This window comes from Mangrovicoccus algicola (assembly GCF_014903745.1).
GTDB classification, from domain to species: domain Bacteria; phylum Pseudomonadota; class Alphaproteobacteria; order Rhodobacterales; family Rhodobacteraceae; genus Mangrovicoccus; species Mangrovicoccus algicola.
Window position 1 is genome coordinate 1 of sequence record NZ_JACVXA010000001.1, and the last position, 18183, is coordinate 18183.

The 18183-nt window shown below is 70.6% G+C and carries 18 protein-coding genes, 1 tRNA gene and 1 pseudogene; 7 read left to right on the top strand and 13 right to left on the bottom strand.

The genetic code is table 11. The features are described from left to right. The 3 genes and pseudogenes from ICN82_RS00005 to ICN82_RS00015 all read right to left on the bottom strand — a co-directional run. Positions 1-329, bottom strand: a pseudogene (locus ICN82_RS00005) (peptidoglycan -binding protein); the annotation flags it as partial. A gap of 1 nt (position 330) precedes the next feature. Then, positions 331-1515, bottom strand: a complete 1185-nt coding sequence (locus tag ICN82_RS00010; RefSeq protein WP_193178770.1) for a biopolymer transporter ExbB — start codon at positions 1513-1515, stop codon at positions 331-333. Positions 1516-1610: 95 nt separating this feature from the next. Further along, entirely contained in the window at positions 1611-2144 is a 534-nt protein-coding gene (locus tag ICN82_RS00015) for a gamma-glutamylcyclotransferase (RefSeq protein ID WP_193178771.1), read from the bottom strand. A 63-nt stretch (positions 2145-2207) separates the two neighbouring features. Here ICN82_RS00015 and ICN82_RS00020 point away from each other — a divergent pair, with 63 nt between their 5' ends. Continuing rightward, positions 2208-3212: a DUF2125 domain-containing protein gene (locus tag ICN82_RS00020; RefSeq protein WP_193178772.1), complete on the top strand. Its 1005-nt coding sequence runs from the start codon at positions 2208-2210 to the stop codon at positions 3210-3212. A gap of 37 nt (positions 3213-3249) precedes the next feature. Here the strand turns inward: ICN82_RS00020 and ICN82_RS00025 are convergent, their stop codons facing one another. The 4 genes from ICN82_RS00025 to rpsD all read right to left on the bottom strand — a co-directional run bounded on the left by ICN82_RS00025 (position 3250) and on the right by rpsD (position 6645). Then, positions 3250-3879: an extensin-like domain-containing protein gene (locus tag ICN82_RS00025; RefSeq protein WP_193178773.1), complete on the bottom strand. Its 630-nt coding sequence runs from the start codon at positions 3877-3879 to the stop codon at positions 3250-3252. Beyond that, entirely contained in the window at positions 3876-4802 is a 927-nt protein-coding gene (locus ICN82_RS00030) for a prephenate/arogenate dehydrogenase family protein (RefSeq protein WP_193178774.1), read from the bottom strand. The genes ICN82_RS00025 and ICN82_RS00030 overlap by 4 nt, the downstream gene beginning before the upstream one ends. Further along, positions 4799-5890, bottom strand: a complete 1092-nt coding sequence (hisC, locus tag ICN82_RS00035; protein WP_193178775.1) for a histidinol-phosphate transaminase — start codon at positions 5888-5890, stop codon at positions 4799-4801. The genes ICN82_RS00030 and hisC overlap by 4 nt, the downstream gene beginning before the upstream one ends. A 134-nt stretch (positions 5891-6024) precedes the next feature. Continuing rightward, complete coding sequence (rpsD, locus tag ICN82_RS00040) at positions 6025-6645, bottom strand: 30S ribosomal protein S4 (RefSeq protein WP_193178776.1); 621 nt, start codon at positions 6643-6645, stop codon at positions 6025-6027. Between the two features lie 260 nt (positions 6646-6905). On the opposite strand from rpsD, the gene ICN82_RS00045 reads away from it, so the two are divergent. After that, entirely contained in the window at positions 6906-7319 is a 414-nt protein-coding gene (locus ICN82_RS00045; RefSeq protein ID WP_193178777.1) for a Rid family hydrolase, read from the top strand. A 22-nt stretch (positions 7320-7341) separates the two neighbouring features. On the opposite strand, the gene ICN82_RS00050 is transcribed toward ICN82_RS00045, so the two are convergent. Further along, a complete protein-coding gene (locus ICN82_RS00050; RefSeq protein ID WP_193178778.1) occupies positions 7342-7728 on the bottom strand; it encodes a DUF2147 domain-containing protein in 387 nt (128 codons plus the stop codon). 125 nt (positions 7729-7853) lie between these two features. Between ICN82_RS00050 and hisA the strand changes: the two genes are divergently transcribed. The 3 genes from hisA (at position 7854) to ICN82_RS00065 (ending at position 11024) form a co-directional block, all read left to right on the top strand. Beyond that, positions 7854-8576: a 1-(5-phosphoribosyl)-5-[(5-phosphoribosylamino)methylideneamino]imidazole-4-carboxamide isomerase gene (gene hisA, locus ICN82_RS00055; RefSeq protein ID WP_193178779.1), complete on the top strand. Its 723-nt coding sequence runs from the start codon at positions 7854-7856 to the stop codon at positions 8574-8576. A 65-nt stretch (positions 8577-8641) separates the two neighbouring features. Continuing rightward, positions 8642-9295, top strand: a complete 654-nt coding sequence (locus ICN82_RS00060) for a Hint domain-containing protein (RefSeq protein WP_193178780.1) — start codon at positions 8642-8644, stop codon at positions 9293-9295. A 76-nt stretch (positions 9296-9371) separates the two neighbouring features. Then, positions 9372-11024, top strand: coding sequence for an ABC transporter permease (locus tag ICN82_RS00065; protein ID WP_193178781.1), 1653 nt, complete (start codon positions 9372-9374; stop codon positions 11022-11024). A 55-nt stretch (positions 11025-11079) separates the two neighbouring features. On the opposite strand, the gene trpB is transcribed toward ICN82_RS00065, so the two are convergent. Beyond that, positions 11080-12300 (bottom strand): tryptophan synthase subunit beta, encoded by a 1221-nt coding sequence (gene trpB, locus ICN82_RS00070; protein WP_193178782.1) that lies wholly within the window; start codon positions 12298-12300, stop codon positions 11080-11082. A 153-nt stretch (positions 12301-12453) separates the two neighbouring features. Here trpB and ICN82_RS00075 point away from each other — a divergent pair, with 153 nt between their 5' ends. Further along, entirely contained in the window at positions 12454-12732 is a 279-nt protein-coding gene (locus tag ICN82_RS00075; protein ID WP_193178783.1) for a glycine zipper 2TM domain-containing protein, read from the top strand. 37 nt (positions 12733-12769) lie between these two features. Here the strand turns inward: ICN82_RS00075 and mtaB are convergent, their stop codons facing one another. Then, positions 12770-14029 carry a tRNA (N(6)-L-threonylcarbamoyladenosine(37)-C(2))-methylthiotransferase MtaB gene (gene mtaB / locus ICN82_RS00080; RefSeq protein ID WP_193178784.1) on the bottom strand — a complete coding sequence of 420 codons (1260 nt, stop codon included), beginning with the start codon at positions 14027-14029 and terminating at the stop codon, positions 12770-12772. Then, positions 14029-14859 (bottom strand): diaminopimelate epimerase, encoded by an 831-nt coding sequence (gene dapF, locus ICN82_RS00085; RefSeq protein WP_193178785.1) that lies wholly within the window; start codon positions 14857-14859, stop codon positions 14029-14031. The genes mtaB and dapF overlap by 1 nt, the downstream gene beginning before the upstream one ends. 254 nt (positions 14860-15113) lie before the next feature. Between dapF and ICN82_RS00090 the strand changes: the two genes are divergently transcribed. Next, positions 15114-15189, top strand: a tRNA-Lys gene (locus ICN82_RS00090). Positions 15190-15424: 235 nt separating this feature from the next. Here ICN82_RS00090 and ICN82_RS00095 read toward each other — a convergent pair. Together ICN82_RS00095 and ICN82_RS00100 are read right to left on the bottom strand one after the other, a co-directional pair. Next, a complete protein-coding gene (locus ICN82_RS00095) occupies positions 15425-16855 on the bottom strand; it encodes an aldehyde dehydrogenase family protein (protein WP_193178786.1) in 1431 nt (476 codons plus the stop codon). Positions 16856-16865: 10 nt separating this feature from the next. After that, positions 16866-18155, bottom strand: coding sequence for an NAD(P)/FAD-dependent oxidoreductase (locus tag ICN82_RS00100; RefSeq protein ID WP_193178787.1), 1290 nt, complete (start codon positions 18153-18155; stop codon positions 16866-16868). Positions 18156-18183 lie beyond the last annotated feature (28 nt).

Below are 18183 nucleotides of genomic sequence, written 5' to 3' on the forward strand. Positions count from 1 at the left end.
GCCTCCTGCCGCAGCGTCGCCAGCAGGGTCTCGCGCGCCCGGGCCTCGCGGCGGGCCTCGTCCAGCGTCGCCTCGCGCTCGGCCAGCGCGCCGCGGAGCGCGGCGGCGCGGTCCCGCTCCAGTCCCAGCGCCTCGGAGAGCGACCGGATATCGGCGCCCAGCTGGTCCAGCTCGCTCTCCTGGCCGGTGATCTCCTGGGTCAGCAGCGACTGCATCACCATGAAGATCGTCAGCACGAAGAACAGCACCAGCAGAAGCCCGGTCATCGCATCGACGAAGCCGGGCCAGATCGAGGCCTGGAAACGGCCGGAACGGCGGCTCAGCGCCATCTCAGCGCGCCCCGTCCGCCCCGGTGGCGGTCTCGATCACGCGGATCAGCCGGGTGAGGTCGTGGCGCAGCTCGGCCACGCTTTCCTGGCGGCCCGCATTGATGTCCTCCATCAGCCGCAGCAGCTGCACATCGATGCTGCGCAGCCGCATCCGGGCCTCGGCGCCGGGCTCGTCCTCGGCCTCGCGCTGTTCGGCCAGGACCTGAAGGGCCCGGCTCAGCCGCTCCTGCCCCTCGGCGACACGGCCCAGGGTTTCGGCCATGCGCGATTCCCCCTCCATGCGCGCGCCCAGCCGGTCCAGCGCCGCGCCCAGCCCGGCCAGACGGCTGTCCATCGCTACGCGATGCGCCTCGGATTCGCGCATGACGGTGTGCAATTCGCCCATCTGCAGCGCCACCTGGTCCAGCGCGGCGGCGATCGCCGCCCCGTCGGTGCCGCCCTCGCCCTCGCCCCCGGCAAAGCCCAGCCGGGTGATGGTCGACAGCCATTCCTCCAGCTCGCGGTAGAACCGGTTCTGCCCGTGGCTGGCGAAAAGCTCCAGCAGGCCCACGACCAGCGACCCCGCCAGGCCCAGCAGCGACGAGGCAAAGGCCGTGCCCATCCCGCCCAGCTGGGTTTCCAGCCCGCCGATCAGACGCGCGAAGACCGCGGTCGGATCCTCGCCCTCGGCGGGCGCCAGCGCGCGGATCGTGTCCACCACCGCCGGGACGGTCGTGGCCAGCCCGTAGAACGTGCCCAGAAGCCCAAGGAAGATCAGAAGGTTGCCGAGATAGCGCGTGATGTCGCGCGCCTCGTCGATGCGGGTGGCGACGGTATCGACGATGGTGCGCGAGGAGGCGGCGCTGATCTGCATGCGGCCGCGGCGCGACCGCATCAGCGCGGCAAGCGATCCCAGCAGGCGCGGCGGCTTGGCCGCTTCATGGCCCGGACGCTCGGCGGCGAAACCCTCGATCCAGCGCACCGAGGCGACCAGCTGCCCCACCTGCCAGAAACAGGCCAGCACGCCGATCACGAAGACGACGCCGATCGCCCCGTTCAGATAAGGGTTCGCGGAAAACACGCCCCAGACACGGGGCAGAAGCAGCCAGCCCCCGGCCGCGAAGGCGGCGGAGACGGTCACCATCATGAAGATCTGGCGGACCGGCTGGGAAAACTGCGGCGAGGCGCTTTGTTCGGACATGACCATGGCCCCGGTCTAACCGATTGCGCGCGCCCGATGAAACACGACCTGCAGCGGGTCGGCGCCGCTGGCAGTTTTGTCACACCGCCCGCGCGCCCCCGTCATGCGCGGGCCAGCGCCCCGGCCAGCCAGGCCATGTCGGCATCCTCCAGCCCCAGCTCCAGCAGGTGGCGGTGGGTATTGTCGAGGTAGTCGCGGTTGGGCCCCTTCCGGCCCGCGGCCGCGCCGATCACCGCCGCCTGCTCCTCCAGCGACAGCCCGCCCGCATATTGCGGATGGGCAGGGTCGACCACATAGGTGACCGCCTCCACCCGCCGCCCGTCCGGCAAAAGCACCGGCAGCCATTCCTCGCGATAGGCCGAGGAGACCAGTTCGCGTTCGCGCAGCGCCGCCAGCGCCGCCTCCCGGGCAGGGGCCGCGACGCGGAAGGCCACCCCGAGACAGGCGCCGCCCTCCGCCGCGTCCAGCGCCAGAACCAGCCCCGGCCGCTCGGGCGTGCCGCGGTAATGCACCGACCACATGCAGAAGGACCGGTGCCAGCCCTCCAGCCGCGCCAGCTGGCGTTCCGCCGGATCGAAACAGGGGCTCCATAGCAGCGAGCCGTAACCGAAAACCCACAGGTCGGGGGATGTCATGAGGCTGGTCCTCCCTTTGCCCGACTTGTACACAAGGCGCGGAGCCGGAGAAAAGGGACGCTCATGAAATATCTGCTTGCCGCGATCCTCGCCGCCGCCTGCGCCTGGGGGGGCTACTGGGTCTGGGGCGCCCATGCCACCGAGGGCGCCATCCGCGACTGGCTGGAGGCGCGCGCGGCGGAGGGCTGGGTCGCCAATTACGACAGCGTCGGGACGCACGGCTTTCCCAACCGCTTCGACACCACCATCGCGGCGCCCGAACTGGCCGATCCCGAAACCGGCCTGGCCTGGTCGGCGCCGTTCCTGCAATTCCTGTCGCTCAGCTACAAGCCGCATCAGATGATCGTCGTCTGGCCCGAGGAACAGGTCCTGGCGACGCCGCTGCAGACCATGACCTTGGCCGGGTCCGGGCTGCGCGCCAGCCTGGCGGTCGACCCGCTGTCGCGCATGGCGCTGAACCGCACCACGATCGAGGGGCAGGACCTGCGCCTGTCCTCCTCGCTGGACTGGCAGGCCACCGCCTCGGCGATGCAGCTTGCCGCGCGGCGGGTGGAGGGCGGGATGCCCAGCTACGACATCGCGCTGAGCCTGTCCGACGTGACCCCCCCGGCCTTCCTGGCGCGGCTGGCCGAACGCGCGGGGCTGGACCCGGGGGCGATGGGGGTGGCCGAGATCGAGGGAACGGCCGCCTTCGACGCGGCCTGGGACCTGGATGCGCTCGAGGAGGCCCGTCCGCAGCCCCGGCGGATCGAGCTGCGCCGCGCCCGCGCGGGCTGGGGCGAGCTGGAGCTGCAGGCCCGCGGCACGCTGGACATCGCTGCCGACGGCACGCCCGAGGGCGAGATGACGATCCGCGCGACCAACTGGAAGGCGATGCTGCAGGTCGCCCGCGCCAGCGGGGCGCTGAATTCCGAGATGGCCGGGCTGATCGAGGGCGGGCTGAACCTGGTGGCGCGCATGTCCGGCGGCAAGGACGCGATCGACGTGCCGCTGGCCTTCAGCGGCGGACGGATGACGCTGGGCGGGGTGATCCCGCTGGGCGCGGCGCCGCGCATCGTGCTGCGCTGAGCCCCCCCGGCCCGGCCCCGCGCGGGCCGGGACCGGTTCAGCGGCAATAGGGGCCCGAGCGGTAACTGGCCGTGTCCAGGTGGAAATGGTTGGCGTGGAACCGGTCGGATTTCGGCCCCAGCACGGTGCCGAAGATCCCGCAGGCCGCCTCGTGCAGCGACTTCAGCATCGGGCCCTCGCGCCGGGCATTCCAGCCCTCCAGCACGGTGATCTCGCTGCCGTCGCGCAGTTCGAACCCGCCGATATCGATGGCCTTGCCGCGCCCGTGTTCCGAGACCTTGGCCCCGGCGATGCCGTTGCGGGGCCGGCAGGTATAGCTGGCGAAGACCTTCAGCTCCGCCACACCGCCGCCGCGCCGTCCCACCGCAGGGCGAAGCCCGGTATCCACCCAGGATTTCAGCGCCTTCGCCGTGGTGCAGTCCACCACCGCCGGGGTCGAGAGCGTGATGCCCGAGACCGACATGACCCGCACCCCGTCCTGCAGGCCGCAGCCCGCCGCGCGGCCCTCGATCTGCGGGGCCAGCTCGCCCAGGATGCCAGTGGAGCCGCAGAGCCTCTGGCCCTGCAGCGCGCGTGCCGACCCGGTCTTCTCCGCCCCGTCCGAGCCGCAGCCCGACAGGATCAGCACCATCGCGGCGGCCGCCGCGGCCAAAGCGGCGCGGGTCATTCGCCCGGCCGCGTCTTGGCGCGACCGAAATCCGGCGCGGCCGTATCCTGCCCCGCCTCGATGATGCCCTTGCGGATTGCGCGGGTGCGCGTGAAGTAGTCGTGCAGCATGTCCCCGTCCCCGGTACGTATCGCCCGCTGCAAGGCAAACAGCTCTTCGGTGAAGCGGCCAAGGATCTCCAGTGTCGCATCCTTGTTGTTCAGGAAGACGTCGCGCCACATCGTCGGATCCGAGGCCGCGATCCGGGTGAAGTCGCGGAACCCCGCCGCCGAGAACTTGATGACCTCCTGGTCGGTCACGCGGCGCAGGTCGTCGGCGACGCCGACCATCGTATAGGCGATCAGGTGCGGCGCGTGGGAAATCACGGCGCAGACCAGGTCGTGATGGTCGGGCTCCATCTCCTCGACCGTCGCGCCCATGCCCGTCCAGAGCGCCCGCAGCTGGCGCAGCGCCTGCGGGTCGCAGCCCTCGGGCGGCAGAAGAAGGCACCAGCGCCCGTCGAAAAGCTCGGCAAACCCCGCGCGCGGCCCAGAATATTCCGTCCCCGCCATCGGGTGGCCGGGGATGAAGGTGACATCGGGCGGCAGATGCGGCGCGACCGCGTCGATCACCGACCGCTTGACCGAGCCCACATCGCTGACGGTGGCGCCCGGGCGCAGATGCGGGCCGATCTCCTCGGCCACGCCGCCCATCGCCCCCACCGGCACGCAGAGCATCACCAGGTCGGCATCCTGCACCGCCGCGGCCGCGCTGTCGGCCAGCATGTCGCACAGCCCGTCCTCGCGCGCCTGCGCCATGTGCAGCGCGCTGGCATCGTATCCGGTGATGGTCCCCGCCAGGTCGGCGCGGCGCATCGCGTGGATGAGCGAAGAGGCGATCAGCCCCAGCCCGATCACCGCCACCCGGTCATAGAGCCGCGTCATGGGCCGCGCCGTTCCGCCAGGAAGTCGCGCACCGCCTCGGCCACCAGCCGGCAGGCGCGCTCCTCGCCGATGGTGATGCGCAGGCAGCTGGGCAGGCCGTATCCCGCCACCTGCCGCACGATCAGCCCCCGCGCCTTGAGGAAGGCATCGCAGGCGACCGCCTCGTCGCGATCGGCGAAGCGGGCGAGGATGAAATTGGCGCAGGACGTGTCCGAGGGCACGCCCATCTCCGCCAGCGCCCGGGCCAGCCAGGTGCGCAGCCTGGCATTCTCGGCCAGGCAATCGGCGGCATAGTCGCGGTCGCGGATCGCGGCCTCGGCGGCGGCCAGCTGGGTCTCGGACAGGTTGAACGGCCCGCGGATGCGGTTGAGCACGTCGATGACGTCCTTCTGCGCATAGCCCCAGCCGATGCGCAGCCCGCCCAGCCCGTAGAGTTTCGAGAAGGTGCGCGTCATCACCACGTTGGGGTGCAGATCGACCAGCGACGCCCCGCCGTCATAGCCCTCGACGAATTCGGCATAGGCCCCGTCGAGCACCAGGATCACGTGATCGGGCAGCCCCGCCGCCAGCCGTGCCAGCGCGTTGCCGCCGATCATCGTGCCGGTGGGGTTGTTCGGATTGGCGATGAAGACGATCTTCGTGCGCTCCGTCACCCCCGCCAGCAGCGCGTCGATATCGGTGGTGCGCTCGCGTTCGGGGACCGACACGCTGGAAGCCCCGGCCGCCAGCGCCGAGATGCGGTACATCGAAAACCCGTGCTCGGTCTGCAGCACCTCGTCGCCCGGCCCGGCATAGGCCTGGCACAGCAGGTTGATGATCTCGTCCGAGCCCACCCCGCAGATGATCCGCGCCGGGTCCAGACCGTGCACCTCGCCGATCGCCGTGCGCAGCTCCGCATGATCCGTCGAGGGATAGCGGTGCAGCCGGTCGGCCGTCGCCCGGAACGCCTCGATCGCCCGGGGCGAGGGGCCGCGGGGATTCTCGTTCGAGCTGAGCTTGATGACCTCGGCAACGCCCTCCACCTTGGACTGGCCGCTTTCGTAAAGCGCGATATCCATGATGCCGGGCTGGGGAACGGGTGTGGTCATGACGGGCCTCCTAGGGCGCCTGTTAACCCCGCGCGGGCCGCATGACCAGCGGGAGCGCAGCAAAAAGGCCGCGGGCGGGATGCGCGCGGCCTTCGGGATCGGGTTTCCGGCCGGGGGCCGGGGCGCGCGGAACCTTAGTTCTGCGCGTAGTATTCGATGACCAGGTTCGGTTCCATGATGACCGGGTAGGGCACGTCGGCCAGGCCCGGGGCGCGCACGAAGGTGGCGCTCATCTTGGAATGGTCGGCCTCGATGTAATCGGGGACGTCACGCTCGGCCAGCTGCACGGCTTCCAGCAGGACGGTCATCTGGCGCGACTTCTCGCGCACGGTGATCACGTCGCCTTCCTTCACGCGGTAGGACGGGATGTTGACGCGGCGGCCGTTCACTTCCACATGGCCGTGGTTCACGAACTGGCGCGCGGCAAAGACGGTCGGCACGAACTTGGCGCGGTAGACGACCGCGTCCAGGCGGCGCTCCAGCAGGCCGATCAGCAGCTCGCCGGTGTCGCCCTTCAGACGCTCTGCCTCGGCGAAGATGCGGCGGAACTGCTTTTCGGTCAGGTCGCCGTAATAGCCCTTCAGCTTCTGCTTGGCGCGCAGCTGCAGGCCGAAGTCGGACATCTTGCCCTTGCGGCGCTGGCCATGCTGGCCCGGGCCGTATTCGCGGCGGTTGACCGGGGATTTCGGACGGCCCCAGATGTTCTCGCCCATGCGGCGGTCGATCTTGTACTTGGCAGACGTGCGTTTGGTCACGGCTGATCTCCTTCTGCGGCCCCTTGCGGGGCGATTGTCGAAGGGCGTTGTCCTCCTGCCGCATCTTCCGGGTTTGCGGGAAGACGGGCCGACAGGCCTCCCCTTGCGGGGGCCACCAACACCAATGACCCGGCCACCAAGCCGGGATGGCGCGCTCTACCCGCAGGGCCGGGCGGTGTCAATCCCCGCCGCGCCGGTTGCCGCGGCAGGCCCGCGCGGCTAGCCTCGGCGGCGGACCGTGACAGGGAAAGGACGCGACCATGGCCCCGCAGCCGCTGGAGATACCGCCCGGAAACGAGATGTTCGACGGCTACCGCGCGGCCTTCGAGCGCTACGGGTTTTCCCCGGCCGTCAGGTCGCGGGGGTTCCTGTTCATCTCCGGGCAGGTCGGGGTGCGCCCCGACGGCACCGCCCCCGGCGACATCGCGGGCCAGACCGAATGGGCGCTGCGCCGGGTCGCGGAACTGCTGCGCATCGCCGGGCTGGACATGGCCGACCTGGTCGATGTCACCAGCTATCACTTGGATATCGAGGCGACGCTGCCGGACTTCCTGGAAGCGAAGGCGCGGATCGTCACCCCGCCCTATCCCGCCTGGTCGATCATCGGCATCGCCGGGCTGAGCCGTCCCGAGCTGAAGCTGGAGATCCGCGCCGTCGCGGCGCTGCGCGACTGACGGCCGGTCCGGGCGCCCGGCCTCAGCGCAGCCTCTGCCAGCTCTGCGCGACGCAGAAGGGACCGACGCAGCCCGAGACCTCCATCACCTCGCCCCGAAGCCGCATCTTGGAGCGGAAGGTCTTGTCCCGCTGCGGGTCCCAGATCTGCCCGTTCTCGTATTGCCCCGCCCCCGCGGGCTGCATGTCCCAGACCACCGCGCGCCCGAGCGCGGTGCTGTCGCGCGGGCTGCCATCGGCGTTGAAGGCCGCCGCCAGCGTGCCGCACAGCGCCGCGCCGCAGGGCGCGATCCGCACATGGCCGAAGGCCCCGCCCCTGCCCGGCTCGGTCCGCCACAGGCCCTCGGCCGGGTCTGCCCCGGCCAGCGCAGGCAGCGCGGCCAGCGCCGCCGCCCAGATCAGATGTCGCATCCTTGTCTCCCCCCGGTTGCAACCACGCCCCGCGCACCCCCTCCGGGTCAAGCGGAACTTCGCGTCGCTTGGCTTCGGGGCGCGCTCGTGGCATGGGGACGCGGCAATCACGAAAGGGACCGACCATGATCCTCTATCCGGCCATCGACCTGAAGGACGGCGCCTGCGTCCGGCTGTTCAAGGGCGACATGGAGCAGGCCACGGTGTTCAGCGACGACCCCGCCGCGCAGGCCCGCGCCTTCGTCGAGGCGGGCTGCGAATGGCTGCACCTCGTCGATCTGAACGGCGCCTTCGCGGGCCAGCCGGTCAATGCCGCGGCAGTGGAGGCCATCCTGGCAGCCTGCAAGGTGCCCGCCCAGCTGGGCGGCGGCATCCGCGACATGAAGACGATCGAGACCTGGCTGGAAAAGGGCCTGGCCCGCGTGATCCTGGGCACGGTGGCGGTGGAGAACCCCGCCCTGGTGCGCGAGGCGGCACAGGCCTTTCCCGGGCAGGTGGCGGTCGGGCTGGATGCCCGCCACGGCAAGGTCGCGACCCGCGGCTGGGCCGAGGAGACCGAGATCGAGGTGACCGACCTGGCGCGGCAGTTCGAGGATGCCGGGATCGCCGCCATCATCTATACCGACATCAACCGCGACGGCGCGATGCAGGGTCCCAATATCGAGGCGACCGCCGCGCTGGCCCGCGCGGTCTCGATCCCGGTCATCGCCTCGGGCGGGGTCTCGTCGCTGGCCGACCTGATCGCGCTGCGCGATTGCGGCGTGGCGCTGGACGGGGCGATCTCGGGGCGCGCGCTCTATGACGGGGCGCTGGATCTGGGCACGGCGCTTGCGGCGCTGGCCGACTGACCCGCCGGGCTTAACGCCACCGAAACCACGGCACGTCCAGAAGGGACGGATCGAGGAGGTGGCCGATGGCAAGTCACGGAGCAGGGACCGCGCGGCAGGACCCCGCGGATGCCCCGCAGCAGGGCCCGGGCGGCAGCCTGTCGCGCGACACGCGCCTGCAGACCCCCGGCGGCATGCGCCGGATCAGCGACCTGAAGGTCGGCGATCTGGTCGGCACGCAGGACCGGGGCCCGCAGGAAATCCTGTGGATCGGGCGGACGCGCCTGTCGCGGGCGGCGCTGGCGGCGGCGCCCTGGCTTTGCCCGGTCCGCATCCGGCGCGGTGCGCTGGCCCCCGGCCTGCCCCGGCGCGACCTGATCGTCGCGCCGCTGCAGCGCATCGCGCTGCGCGATCCGGCCTTCCTGCGCCGCTACCGCTCGGCCACGGTGATGCTGCCCGCGCTCGCGCTGGTCGATGGCGGGGCGATCTCCACCCTGCCGCCGAATCGCGGCTGGACGCTCTACCAGCTGCTGCTGCCGCATCATGCGCTGCTGCTGACGGAGGGCTGCGCCTCGGAAAGCCTGGCCGGCGAGGCGGCGCTGCGCATCGGGGCGGAGCTGGCGATCCGCATCGACGGACTGCCGGTCGTGCGCAACGGCCTGCCGCGCCCCGCGCCCTCGCTGGGCGAGGCGCGCGGGCTGTGGCGGGGGCGCGGACGGCCGGATCCGGAACCGGGCTGAGCCTGCGCGGCTTGGCCGCTTTGCCCGCGGGCCCGCGGGACGGTATCCGGCCAGGGCGCGCAATCCCGGTCCCGTCATGTCCCTCTCCGTTCCGCTGCTGATGCGACACCTGCCACCACCGCGGCTCTGGCCCTGGCTGCTGCTGGCCCTGGCCATCGCAGGGCTGGTGCTGCTGCCGCTGGGGACGATCCTGTGGCTGGCCCTGGGCAATTCCGGCGGGGTCTGGTCGCATCTGGCCGCCACGACGCTGCCGCGCTACCTGGGCAACACGCTGATCCTGATGGGCGCCGTCGGGGCGCTTGCGGGGGTCAGCGGCACGCTGACCGCCTGGCTGGTGACCATGTACCGCTTTCCCGGGGCGCGCTGGCTGGGCTGGGCCCTGCTGCTGCCGCTGGCCATACCCGCCTATATCGGCGCCTATGCCCTGACCGACCTTCTGGACTATTCCGGCCCGGTCCAGACCGCGCTGCGCGGCATCTTCGGCTGGCAGAGCGCGCGCGACTACTGGATCCCGGAAATCCGCTCCCGCTGGGCGGCGGTGCTGGTGCTGTCCGCCGCGCTTTCGCCCTATGTCTACCTGCTCAGCCGCGCTGCCCTGCGCGAACAGTCCGCGGCGATCTTCGATGTCGCCCGCACGCTGGGCGCCGGACCGGTGGCGCGGTTCCTGCGGATCGGCCTGCCGCTGATCCGCCCGGCCGCTGCCGCGGGGATCGCCATCGTGATGATGGAGACCGGGGCCGATTTCGGCGTGGTGGACTTCTTCGCGGTCCAGACCCTGACCACGGGCATCTTCTCCACATGGCTGGAAGGCGGATCGGCGGCGGGCGCGGCGCAGATCGCGCTGGTCAGCCTGGCGCTGGTGCTTGTGCTGGCGGGAACCGAGAGGCTCAGCCGCCGCCGCGCCCGCTCCCATGCCCATGCGCGGGGACTGACGCGGCCCGCGCCGGTGCGGCTGCACGGGGGGCGCGCCTGGCTGGCGACCCTGGTCTGCCTCCTGCCGGTGGTGGCGGGATTCCTGCTGCCGGGCGCAATCATCCTGCATCTGGCGCTGCGCCATGCCGGGGCATGGCTGGACCCGCGGCTTCTGGGGGCGGCCGCCAACACGCTGGTCACGGCCGGGGCCGGGGCGGTTCTGACCGTCGCGCTCAGCCTCCTTCTGGTCTACGGGCTGCGGCTGGGCGGGGCCCGGGCAGCGCGCGGGCTGCTGCCGGTGACGGCGCTCGGCTATGCCGCGCCGGGGGCGGTGCTGGGCCTGGGGCTGCTCCTGCCGCTGGCGGCGCTGGACCATCGCATCGCCGACCTGGGCGAACGGCTGGGCCTGGATGCCGGCATGGTGCTGACCGGATCGGCGGCGGCGGTGGTGCTGGCCTATCTGGTGCGGTTCTTCGCCATCGGCCAGGGCGCGGCCGAGGCGGCGATGGACCGCATCCCGCCCAGCCTGCCGATGGCCGCCCGGTCGCTGGGGCGCAGCCCGGCCGGGGCGCTGCGCGACGTGCACCTGCCGATGATCCGCGGCTCGGTGGGCACCGCGCTGCTGCTGGTCTTCGTCGACGGGGTGAAGGAATTGCCCGCGACGCTGCTGCTGCGCCCGTTCAACTTCGACACGCTGGCGACGCGGGTCTATGACCAGGCCTCGCTGGAGAAGATCGGCGATGCCGCCCCGCCCGCGATGCTGGTGATCCTGACCGGGCTGTCGGCGGTGATCCTGCTGGCGCGCACCAGCCGCTAGGACGCGAAAGGCCGGGCACAGGCCCGGCCTTCCAACCGTTCCAAGGGCCGCAAGCCTACATCTGCACGCCCAGATGCTCGGCCACCGCGAAGATGTCCTTGTCGCCGCGGCCGCACATGTTCATGCAGATGATGTGGTCCTTCGGCAGTTCCGGCGCGATCTTCAGCACATGGGCCAGGGCGTGGGAGGGCTCCAGCGCGGGGATGATCCCCTCCAGCGCGCAGCAGAGCTGGAACGCGTCCAGCGCCTCGCGGTCGGTGATCGCCACGTATTCCGCGCGCCCCGTGTCATGCAGCCAGGCATGTTCCGGCCCGATGCCGGGATAGTCGAGCCCCGCGGAGATCGAGAAGCCCTCGAGGATCTGCCCGTCCTCGTCCTGCAGCAGGTAGGTGCGGTTGCCATGCAGCACGCCCGGGCGCCCGCCGGTCAGCGAGGCGCAGTGCTGCATCTTGTCGTCGACGCCCTTGCCGCCGGCCTCGACGCCGATGATGCGGACCTCCTTGTCGTCGAGGAACGGGTGGAACAGGCCCATCGCGTTCGATCCCCCGCCGATCGCGGCGATGATCGTGTCGGGCAGCCGGCCCTCCTGTTCCTGCATCTGGGCCTTGGCCTCCTGGCCGATGATCGCCTGGAAGTCGCGCACCATCGCCGGATAGGGATGCGGCCCCGCCACCGTGCCGATGCAGTAGAACGTGTCGCGCACATTGGTCACCCAGTCGCGCAGCGCGTCGTTCATCGCGTCCTTCAGCGTGCCGCGGCCGGAGGTCACCGGCACCACCTCGGCGCCCAGAAGGCGCATGCGGAACACGTTGGGCTTCTGCCGCTCGACATCATGCGCGCCCATGTAGACCACGCATTTCAGCCCGAATTTCGCGCAGACGGTGGCGGTGGCCACCCCGTGCTGGCCCGCGCCGGTTTCCGCGATGATCCGGGTCTTGCCCATGCGCCGCGCCAGGATGATCTGGCCCAGCACGTTGTTGATCTTGTGCGCGCCGGTATGGTTCAGCTCGTCGCGCTTGAGATAGATCTTCGCGCCGCCGCAATGCTCGGTCAGGCGCTCGGCGAAATACAGCGGCGAGGGACGGCCGACATAGTGTTTCCACAGCCAGTCCATCTCGGCCCAGAATTCCGGGTCGGTCTTGGCGAAATCATACTGCTTCTCCAGCTCCAGGATCAGCGGCATCAGCGTCTCGGAGACGAAGCGGCCGCCGAAATCGCCGAAGCGGCCATTCTCGTCGGGGCCGTTCAGGAAGCTGTTGATCAGGTCGTCGGGCATGGGACATCTCCTCTCGCTCGGCCCGCTTGAACAGCGAACCGGGCGCCGGGTCAATGGAAATGGGCCGGAAACCGCGCCGGGGCGTCGCGGGACCTTCCGCAGCGCGGCCATCCCCCCTAGGGTCCGTCCATCGGAAAGACGAGGAGAACACCGATGAGAGTACAGATCACCGCCGCGCTGATGGCCGGCACGCTTGCCCTCTCCGCCTGCGAAGGCATGACCGAACAGGACGGACGCACGGTGATGGGCGGCACGGCAGGCGCGGTCGGCGGCGCCGTCATCGCCCAGCTTCTGGGCGCCAGCAGCGGCTGGACCGCGGCAAGCGCGCTGGCCGGCGCCGCGGCCGGGGCGATCGTCGCGCGCAACCAGGAGACCCAGGAATGCTATTTCGCCAATGGCGACGGCACCTACTACAAGGCCCCCTGCGAATGATCGCGGGCCGGGCCCCGCGGCCCGGCCTTCCCGCCGCTCAGGCCAGCAGCCCCGTCTGCGTCCGCCCGGTGATGCGCGCGGGCACGATGCGGCCCTCGGGCCGGTCGGCGGCAAAATGCACCTCGGCGAATTGCGCGGTGCGCCCCATGCGCGGATTTTCCATCAGCACCTCGTGATCGCGCCCGACCTGCGCCGCGAGATGCCGCGTCACGGCCGCCTCGCCCGCGGCCCGCAGGCGCGCCGCACGCTCCTTGATGGCGCGGCCATCGACGGCCGGCATCCGCGCGGCGGGCGTGCCCTCGCGCGGGGAATAGGGAAAGACATGCAGCCAGGTCAGGCCGCACTCCTCCACCAGCCGCAGCGAGTTGAGGAACATCGCCTCGGTCTCGGTCGGGAAACCGGCGATGATGTCGGCGCCGAAGGTCATCTCGGGGCGCAGGCGGCGCGCCTCCTCGCAGAAGCGGATCGCGTCGTCGCGCAGGTGGCGGCGCTTCATCCGTTTCAGGATCATGTCGTCGCCCGCCTGCAGCGACAGGTGCAGATGCGGCATCAGCCGCTCTTCCTCGGCGATGGCGCGCATCAGGTTCTCGTCCACCTCGATCGAATCGATCGAGGAGATCCGCAGCCGCGGCAGCTCGGGCACCAGTTTCAGGATGCGCATCACCAGATCGCCCAGCCGGGGCGTCGCGGGCAGGTCGGCCCCCCAGCAGGTCAGGTCGACCCCGGTCAGCACCACCTCGTTATAACCGCGTCCGACCAGCCGCCGGATCTGGTCGACCACGACGCCCGCGGGCACGGAGCGGGAATTGCCGCGGCCGAAGGGGATGATGCAGAAGGTGCAGCGGTGATCGCAGCCGTTCTGCACCTGGACATAGGCGCGGCTGCGCGTGCCGAACCCGTCGATCAGGTGGCCCGCCGTCTCGGTCACCGACATGATGTCGTCGACCTGCACGCGCTCGGTCTCGCCGATGAAATCGGCCGCCATGCCGCGCCAGGTCTCGGGCTGCATCTTCTCGGTATTGCCGACGACGAAATCGACCTCCGCCATGGCGGAGAAACCGTCCGGGTCGGTCTGCACGGCACAGCCCGTCACCACGACCTTGGCATTCGGGTTCTCGCGGCGCAGCCGGCGGATTTCCTGGCGCGACTTGCGCACCGCCTCGGCGGTGACGGCGCAGGTATTGACCACCACGGTCTCGCCCAGCCCGGCGGATTGCGCCAGCTCCTTCATCGCCTCGGTCTCATAGGCGTTCAGCCGGCAGCCCAGCGTGGCGAATTTGGGGACGGGCGCGTCCATCACACGGCCTCCAGGAAGGCGGCATCGAATTCCGCCGAAAAGACATGGGCAACCGGACCCGATAGCCAGACGCCGTCCGCGCGCCAGTCGACCAGCAGACGGCCGCCATCGAGGTCCAGCGTGACGGTGCGCCCGGTCAGCCCGCGCAGATGCGCCGCGACCGCCGTGGCGCAGGCGCCCGAGCCGCAGGCCAGCGTCACGCCGGTGCCGCGTTCCCAGACCCGCATCCGCAAATGGTCCGGACCGGTCAGGCTGGCATATTCGACATTGGTGCGTTCCGGGAAAAGCGGGTCATGCTCCACCCCCGGCCCCTGCCCTTCGAGGTCGACCGCCCCGGCATCGGCGACGAAATGCACCGCATGGGGATTGCCCATGCCCACGGCCACCGGATCGCCCGGCAAGGGCAGCGCGGTCACCTCCATCTCGCGCGCCAGGGGAACCTCGTCCCACGAAAGCTGCGGCGCGCCCATATTGACCCAGACCGCGCCGTCGCGGCGCTCGGCCAGAAGCAGGCCGCGCATGGTGCGGATCGTCACGGCATCGCGTCCGAGCCCCGCCATCACCAGATCCGCGACGCAGCGGGTCGCGTTTCCGCAGGCCCCGGCGCGGCTGCCGTCGGAATTCCAGAAATCCAGGCAGATATCGCTGTCCGCGCCGTCGCGGATCTCGGCCAGCTGGTCGAAGCCGACGCCGCGATGGCGGTCGCCGACGGCCCGCGCCAGGGCCGCGGTCACGCGCGCGGACCGGCCGCGACTGTCGATGATGACAAAGTCGTTCCCGGCCCCGTGCATCTTGAGAAAGGGCAGCCTGCTATCCGTGGTGTCGCGCATGCGCGGCCATATACGCCTGCCGCGCGGGAATATCCACAGGCCCGGCGGGCGGGCATGAAAAAAACCGGCGGAAATCTGCATCGGGGCTCTTGACCCCCCCTCCCCCAATCCGTAGAGACCGGCCTCACAGCGGGCCGGGCGCCCAGCTGGCAGGGATCTGCCAACTGGAAAACCGGCCACGACCGCGCGACACGGACCCAGGTCCGGTCGCAACGGGAAGCCGGGCCGCCTTTGGGCCGACCGGTGGAAGAGATGGGCCGTTAGCTCAGTTGGTAGAGCAACTGACTTTTAATCAGTGGGTCGCAGGTTCGAATCCTGCACGGCTCACCATCCCTTCCCGTAGCGCGGAAACGCCGGTCGCCACCCCGGGCCACGCGCCCCTCCCCTCCCCCATGAATGCAAGCACCCGCAAGACAGGGAAGCCCCTTCCTCGTCAGCCCTTTCCGCGCCCATGACGGGGACGAAAACGGCCGCCCCCGAAGGCGCGGCCGACAGTGCGAATCCGGGAGCGCCTCGGGGGCGCGTCCTCTCATGCGCGCCTCAGGGGCGCCCCCCCCTGCGCGCCTCAGGGGCGCGACACGCATTTGGTTTCCAGGAAATCCTCGATCCCCATCTCGCCGCCCTCGCGGCCATTGCCGGACATCTTGTAGCCGCCGAAGGGCGAGCCATAGTCGATATCGGACCCGTTCAGCCGCACCATCCCCGCGCGCAGGCGGCGGCCCACGGCCATGGCCCGGTCGACATCGGCGGATTGCACATAGGCCGCCAGTCCATAGGGCGTGTCATTGGCCAGGCGCACCGCCTCGTCCTCGTCGGCATAGGGGATCATCGCCAGAACCGGGCCGAAGATCTCCTCCTGCGCAATGGTCATGTCGTTGGTCACATCGGCAAAGACCGTCGGACGCACGTAATAGCCGTGATTCATCCCGTTGGGGCGGCCCGTCCCCCCCGCCAGAAGGGTCGCGCCCTCGTCGATCCCCTGCTGGATCAGCGCCTGCACCTTCTCGAACTGGATATCGGAGGCCAGCGGGCCGATATGCCGCCCGTCCACCGCCGGGTCGCCCACCTCGGTCGCCTCGGCCGTGGCCTGCGCCACCTCCTTGGCCCGCTCGTAGAGCGAGGCGGGCACCAGCATCCGCGTCGGCGCGTTGCAGCTTTGCCCGGTATTGGAGAAGACCGCCCTGCAGCCCTGGCTCACCGCCGCCTCGACATCGCAATCCTCTAGCAGGATATTCGGCGACTTGCCGCCCAGCTCCAGCGCCACGCGCTTGATGTTGGCCGCCGCGTCGATGCTGATCTGGCGCCCCGCGCGGGTCGATCCGGTGAAGCTCATCATCGCGATGTCGGGATGTTTCGACAGCGCCGCGCCGACCTCGGGGCCGGTGCCGTTGACCAGGTTGAACACCCCCGGCGGCATCCCCGCCTCGTCCAGGATCTCGGCATAGAGCAGCCCCGAAAGCGGCGTCAGCTCCGAGGGTTTCAGCACCATGGTGCAGCCCGCCGCCAGCGCGGCCAGCACCTTGAGCGCGATCTGGTTGATCGGCCAGTTCCAGGGCGTGATCAGCCCGACCACGCCGATAGGTTCCTTCACGATCAGGTCGCCCGCCAGGTTCGTGTATTCGAACTCCATATGTTCCAGCGCCTGCACGAACCCGTCGAGATGGCCGATCCCCACCGCCGCCTGGGCATTTTTCGACAACCGGATCGGCGCGCCCATCTCCGAGGTGATGACCGCCGCCATCTCGTCCTGGCGCCGGGCATAGACCGCGCGGATCGACGCCAGCAGCTCCAGCCGCTCGGCCTTGCTCGTGCGCGAGAACCCCTCGAAGGCGGAAACCGCCGCCATGACGGCGCGGTCCACATCCTCGGCATTGCCGAGCGCGATCTCGGCCACCGGCGCCTCGGTGGCGGGGTTGACCACCGCCATCCGGTCCTGGCCCGCGGGCTGCATCCAGGTGCCCGCGTAATAGAACTTGTCGGTTTTCAGCTCGGTCATCTGTCTCTCCTCAGAACCGGTCGCGCAGGGCGTACCATGTCATTGCAGCAGCCAGCAGCGGTTCGCGCAGCAACACGCCGCCGGGAAATTTCGTGGCGGGCAGTCCCGCCATCAGCTCAAAGCCCCCGCGCCGCCCGCCGACCGCCTCGGCCAGCATCCGGCCCGCCAGCGTGCCCATGGCGATGCCGTGGCCGGAAAAGCCCGAGGCCGAGAAGACCCCGGGCGCCAGTTCGGCGAAATGCGGCAGGCGCTGCATGGTGATGCCCAGCGTGCCGCCCCAGGCATGGGTGATCGCCACGTCGCGCAATTGCGGGAAAACCTGCAGCATAGGGCGGCGCACCTTGGCGGCGATGTCGGACGGAAAGCGGTAGCCATAGCTTTCGCCGCCGCCGAAAAGCAGCCTGCCATCCTGCGAAAGGCGGAAATAGTTGATCACGAAACGCGAGTCGCAGACCGCATGGCCGTTGCGGATGACCTGCGCCGCGCGGTCGCCCAGCGGTTCGGTCGCGGCGATGAAATTGTTGATCGGCATGACCCGCCGGGCCAGGGCGGGCAGCGCGTTGTCATGATAGCCGTTCAGCCCCAGCACGACCGTGCCCGCGCGGATGCGGGCGCGCGGCGTGACGACGGTGGTGCCCTCGATGGCCGTCATCCGCGACTGCTCGTGGATCGTGACGCCCGCGGCGCGGCACAGCCGCGCCAGCCCGAAGACATAGCGCAGCGGATGCAGATGCGCCCCGCCCATGTCCAGCGTGCCGGAATGATATCCGGGGCTGCCGACCTCGTGGCGGATCTCCTCGCGGCCGAGATAGCGGATCAGCTCATAGCCGTAATGGCGCGCCATGTGATCGGCATGGGCGCGGCTCTCGGCGGCAAGGCGGGGACGATGATCGGCATGGAGGATGCCCGGGCTCCAGCCCGCATCGCCGCCGGCCTCCTCCGCCAGCGCCCGGGTCAGCGCCACCGCCTCCAGCCCGATCTGCCACAGCTTGCGGGCATCGTCGCGGCCGACGAGCTTCTCCAGCGCGGGCTGTTCGACCCGCTGGCCGGTCCCGACCTGGCCGCCATTGCGCCCCGAGGCGCCGGATCCGATGCGGTTCGCCTCGATCAGCACGACGCTGTGCCCGGCCCGCGCCGCATGCAGCGCCGCCGACAGCCCGGTGAAGCCGCCGCCGACCACCGCGACATCCGCCACGATCTCTCCCTCCGCCGGGTCGAAGGGCCCGGGCGGATGCGCCGTCTCGGCATACCACGACCGCGGCAGCTCGCCCTCGGGATCGTTGACCCGCAGGATATCCATCAGCGCCGGACCTCCGCCGCAGCGGCCC